3 protein-coding genes are annotated in these 3,401 nt (G+C 61.8%); all 3 read left to right on the forward strand.

The window, feature by feature from the left end; all coding sequences use genetic code 11:
* On the forward strand, positions 1-1,083 hold a 1,083-nt coding region (locus AC1DWT_RS50215), incomplete at its 5' end, for a hypothetical protein (protein WP_477926168.1).
* Between the two features lie 82 nt (positions 1,084-1,165).
* The gene (purU, locus tag AC1DWT_RS50220; RefSeq protein WP_477926170.1) at positions 1,166-2,038 is read left to right on the forward strand and encodes a formyltetrahydrofolate deformylase; all 873 of its coding nucleotides are present in this window, start codon (positions 1,166-1,168) and stop codon (positions 2,036-2,038) included.
* 34 nt (positions 2,039-2,072) lie between these two features.
* Positions 2,073-2,915, forward strand: coding sequence for a bifunctional 5,10-methylenetetrahydrofolate dehydrogenase/5,10-methenyltetrahydrofolate cyclohydrolase (locus AC1DWT_RS50225; protein ID WP_477926169.1), 843 nt, complete (start codon positions 2,073-2,075; stop codon positions 2,913-2,915).
* Positions 2,916-3,401: the final 486 nt, after the last annotated feature.

Below are 3,401 nucleotides of genomic sequence, written 5' to 3' on the forward strand. Positions count from 1 at the left end.
GTCATGCTCGACGAAGACGGATACATCGCCAATCACGGTCTCACAGTGCGCGACAGCGAGGACTCGTATCGCCATTTCGCGGCGATGCCCTGGGCCCTCTTCAAGGCCCCGTCGCTGGGACTAGACGTAGAAATCGGCATGCGGGACATCTTCATCTTTCAGGTAGCTGGCCCGAAGTCGCTGCAGATACTCGAACGCCTCACGGGTGAATCGTTGCGCTCCCTGCAATTCCTGGGCATTCGGCGAATCCAGGTACCCGGAATCGATGCCACGGTGGAAATCGAACTGTCGCGAATCGGGATGTCGGGGACCCTCGCTTACGAGGTGCGTGGACCCCTCGAACACGGACCAGCGGTGTTCGACGCCGTTTACCGGGCGGGCGAGGATTTCGACATCACGCGCCTGGGATGGCGGACTTACGTCGTGAATCACACCGAGGGTGGCTTCCCTCAGCAGGGTTGTACCTTCCTCCCTGCTGCTTTCGCCGACCCGGAATTCGTCTCTCATCCCCTCTTCGGAGCTGCTCTGCCGCCCAAGCAGGTGAGCGGTCAATTGAGTGGGAGCGCAAATCCCACCGACATCACGGCGCGCCTCCGCACCCCCTTCGAAGTCAACTGGGGATGGATGGCGAAGTTCGACCACGACTTCCTGGGCCGGGAAGCCCTCGAGGCGGAGGCTGCCGCACCGCGCCGCAAGACGGTGGTCCTCAGGTGGAACAAGGAAGATGTACTCGACGTGTTCGCGTCGCAGTTCGAGCCCGGGGAGGAATACCGGCACTTCGAGTTCCCGACGACGCCGCAATCACCAGCGGGCGACCATGCGGACATCGTCACCAAGGACGGCAAGCAGGTGGGTGTCTCATCGCTGGCCGTCTACTCCTACTACTTCCGCGAGATGATCTCCCATTCCACCATCGACATTGAACTCGCCGAGATCGGCACTGAAGTCGTCCTGCACTGGGGCAACCACGGCGAACGAATCAAGCAGATTCGCGCGACGGTGGAGCGGTTCCCCTACCTCGACCTCCCGGCGAACAAGGATGTCGATCTGGAGTCGTTTCCGTCAGGAGTCGTCGCGCACTGAGTGCATGACCGACTCCGACCTACTCGTCCCGTCACACGATCCTGGCGGCGACGACCACTTCACACGAAAGGACAACAGCACGATGTCACGAACCAGTCGCGACGTGGTCGACCTCGGCACTTTGATCGTGCAAGGCGACGACCGTCAGGGAATCGTCGCGGCGGTCTCGTCCTTGCTCGCGAAATACGGCGCGAACATTGTCTCACTGGACCAGCACTCGACCGACCCTGCCGGCGGCAGATTCTTCCAACGCACGACGTTCCATATGGAGGACCTACCGGCACAGATTCCGTCCCTGTCCGACGAACTCGACAACGTTCTAGGCATGTTGGGACAGTCGTACAGGTTGACTGAAGCTCGCAAGCCGAAGCGCGTCGCCATCATGGTGTCCAAAACGGATCATTGCCTCCTCGACCTCCTATGGCGGCAGCGTCGTGGCGAAATCCACATGAACGTGGGGATGGTCATCGCGAACCATCCCGATCTCGGGGACGACGTTCGCGGATTCGGCATTCCGTTCATCCACATCCCCGTAGACCGGGCGTCACGGGCACAGGCGGAGGCGGAGCAGTTGAAGCTTCTCACCGACAACGTCGATCTCGTTGTCCTCGCTCGCTACATGCAGATTCTGTCCGGTGATTTCTTACAACAGGTGGGAGTGCCGGTAATCAACATTCATCACTCATTCCTGCCCGCTTTCATCGGTGCGGGGCCGTATCAGAAGGCGAAAGATCGAGGCGTCAAACTGATCGGCGCCACGGCCCACTACGTGACCGAGGACCTCGACGAAGGGCCGATCATCGAGCAGGACGTCGTGCGGGTCTCGCACGTGGAGACTGCAGCTGAGCTGCAACGAAGAGGTGCGGACGTTGAGCGCCAGGTGCTTTCTCGCGCCGTTGCCTGGCACTGCGAGGACCGGGTAATCAGAGACGGGAACCAGACCGTTGTCTTCTGATTCTCGTCTAACCACGGTAGGAGAGGGAGTCGGCATGTCGGCCCGATTGCTGAACGGCCGCGAGGTGTCGCGAGTCATGCGCGAAAAGCTTGGGACCCAGGCACAACAATACTCGAGGGACTTCGGTCGGCGTCCGGTTCTGGCGACGGTACTGGTCGGCGACGACCCCGCCTCGCACACCTACGTGCGTATGAAAGCCGCTGCCTGCACCGAGGTCGGTATCGAATCGCGCCGAGTGCATCTCGACGCGGGGTTGAGCACGAATGCTGTCTGCGCGGAAGTTCGGGCGCTGTCTGAAGATCCCGATGTGGACGGGATTCTTCTGCAGCACCCGGTGCCACCCGGAGTGGACGAACGCGCTGCGTTCGACGCCATCGATCCGCCGAAGGATGTCGACGGTGTCACCCGAGACTCGTTCGCGGCCATGGCATTGGGAACCGCGGGCTTCGAATCCGCAACCCCCGGCGGCATCATGAGATTGCTCGATTCGTACGCCATTGCACTCAGTGGGCGGCACGCAGTCGTGATAGGTCGCAGCCCGATCCTCGGCAGACCGATGGGAATGCTTCTGCTGGCTCGTGACGCGACGGTAACCTACTGTCACTCACGCACTGCGGATCTGAGCTCCCACGTCGAGTCGGCCGACCTAGTCGTGGCGGCGGTGGGGTCCCCCGGACTGGTCCGAGGCGAGTGGATCAAACCCGGTGCTGTCGTGATCGACGCAGGCTACGCGGACAACAAAGGTGACGTCGACTTCGACTCGGCGTCTCGCAAGGCGTCATACATCACGCCTGTGCCAGGGGGCGTCGGCCCGATGACCATCACCACGCTGTTGGAGCAGACAGTCCGCGCCGCGCGAGAGCGCTCCATGAGCTGATCGATTTGTCCGGGTGTTCTCGTGCAGCGAGACGACTGCCGGAACGGAGATCCTCGTTCTTGCGCCGACCTGTACGCGCCTTGCCGATTCTGGTTGTCGTCGTCGTTGTCATGCGGCAGCGCGAGAACCGCCCACTGCAAAACGCTGTCCACGTCAGTGCGGTACTGGTCGGCTTGTTCAAGAATCGAGGTCATCGCTTACTCAGGCCAATCCGGCGCCGGCGCGTTCCGAACGGGACCACACAACTGAGATGGACGCCTCGGCTCGTGGGATCGGCGATATCCTGGGGGAACATCGTCGAGAGGTGAGCAATGTGGCGTTCGTTGGCCGTGCCTCGAGCGGGATGAATCGATGTAATCGATGACTGATGTCGATCCGTTCGCGACGCAGCGCGACGTGGCCGGTTCGGTCACGGCGGAGCTGGCTGCTGCCGGATTCGAGGACGCCCAAGAGATCGGCAGCGGAGGGTTCGGCGTCGTCTACCGC

The organism is Rhodococcus sp. P4_B6 (genome assembly GCF_056402215.1).

What these genes read in the sequence shown, in the direction of transcription:
- purU (WP_477926170.1), top strand. Translation starts at nt 1,166, where the DNA reads ATGTCACGAACCAGTCGCGACGTGGTCGACCTCGGCACTTTGATCGTG.
- AC1DWT_RS50225 (WP_477926169.1), top strand. Translation starts at nt 2,073, where the DNA reads ATGTCGGCCCGATTGCTGAACGGCCGCGAGGTGTCGCGAGTCATGCGC.